At 70.4% G+C, this 1,516-nt stretch carries 1 protein-coding gene and 1 pseudogene; both read right to left on the reverse strand.

Going from position 1 to position 1,516, the window contains the following annotated elements; translation table 11 throughout:
- The coding region (locus tag Y704_RS21530) for a phosphotransferase (RefSeq protein WP_051477115.1) at positions 1–1,124 on the reverse strand (1,124 nt) is incomplete at its 3' end.
- A gap of 81 nt (positions 1,125–1,205) precedes the next feature.
- Positions 1,206–1,516: pseudogene (locus Y704_RS24600) on the reverse strand (hypothetical protein); the annotation flags it as partial.

Below are 1,516 nucleotides of genomic sequence, written 5' to 3' on the forward strand. Positions count from 1 at the left end.
GGGAGCCCGGCCCGCCGTTTCGCTCCCGCGACGAGCGTCAGCGCAACGCCGGCAGCCCGGGCATACAGGGCGGCAGGCTCCACATATCTCCCGAAAATTCCGGCGAAGCGCTCCAGCGCAGCCGGAATATGCACGTACTCCCGATGGACAGCAGGGAGAACCGCGAGGTGCCCGAGGAAGCAGCCGAGATCGTCGACAAGGTGGCCCGGACCCAGCGCGTCGATGTCGAGTAGTCCCGAGACCCGCCCGCCCGTGATCAGCAGGTTGGCCTCGTAGAAATCACCGTGGGAGGGCACCACCGGTCCGGCGTCGGTGCTCCGGACGAGGTCGTCGATGGTTGCCGAGAGGGCATGAATGCGTTGGGCGGACGCGGGCAACACTGCTGCTGCACTTCGGCCGTAGGTGCGCACCCTTTCGCTCCACGGTGGGTGCCGCGGCAGACCCAGGACGGCCGCGGGCAGGCCCTGGACCAGGCCTACGAGGGCGTGCGGATCCACGCCCGCCGCACCGTCCTTCAGCAGCAGCCCGGCGAGCGGCCGCCCGGCCGCCTGGTGCATCGACACTACGTCCTCCCCCGGTACGGCGGTGGCCTCGGGGACGGGAATGCCTGCATCCCGGAGCAGTCGGTGTCTACCCAGCAACTCCTCACCCTGGCCACGGCGCAGCACCTTGAGGTAGCGCCGCTCGCCACCGAGCTCAGCAATGATGACCGCACGACGCAGGGGCCGGTAGCCCGCTGTCCTGAGGCTTGCCGGACCACGGAGCATTCCAGCGCCGTCCGCCGGGGCGAACAGTGCGGACACCGCACCCGGATCCGTTGCCCACACCAGACCGGGCAGGAGCGGGTCCCGGGGGTGGGCCCACACTGAGAACGTCTGCTGCCGGGCGCCCCGGAGCGAGACGATTCCCTCTGCCTCCGACGGTAGCACCGCCGTCGTGACGCAGAGAAAGCTCGGAGCAGGGGCCGCGGCCTCCCTGCCGGCTCCTGCCGCCACGGAGTACACGCCGGTTACTCCCGCGCCGGGACGGGAATGGATCTGCAGGAGGCGCCAGCTGCGCAGGGGATACCCCATGCATCGGAGTGCTGCGGCCAGCAGCGTCCCCGCTGCTCCCGACTCAAGCACCTCGCGATCGTGAAACTCGCTGTCGCTCCGTTCACGGTCGGATGGGTTCCTAGGTGGCCGTTCCACACCGGGCGGCGGGTGTCAGGCCCTGCGCCGCTGGAGGATGTCGTCGAGGTTGATGGTCCGCGCTGCGGTGGCGCCTGCCGGTTCTCCGGACCTGACGGAGGGCCTGCCAGGCGCCAGCGCGGCTGCACTGTCCTTGAAGGAGGTCCTTCCGCTCGCTTTCGGGGCATCCGGCAGGTCGAGTGGCGCGGGAGCGGACCGCTCTGCCTTGGCCGCATCGACGTAGGTGGGGCGGGGAACGTCAACCGGCTGCCAGCTGGAACTCCCTACGGCGCGGCGGAGGCCACTGCCGTTCTGTGTCGGGTCCTCCTCCAGCCGGTCACCCGACC

This window comes from Arthrobacter sp. Br18, assembly GCF_000520555.1.
Taxonomy (GTDB): domain Bacteria; phylum Actinomycetota; class Actinomycetes; order Actinomycetales; family Micrococcaceae; genus Arthrobacter_D.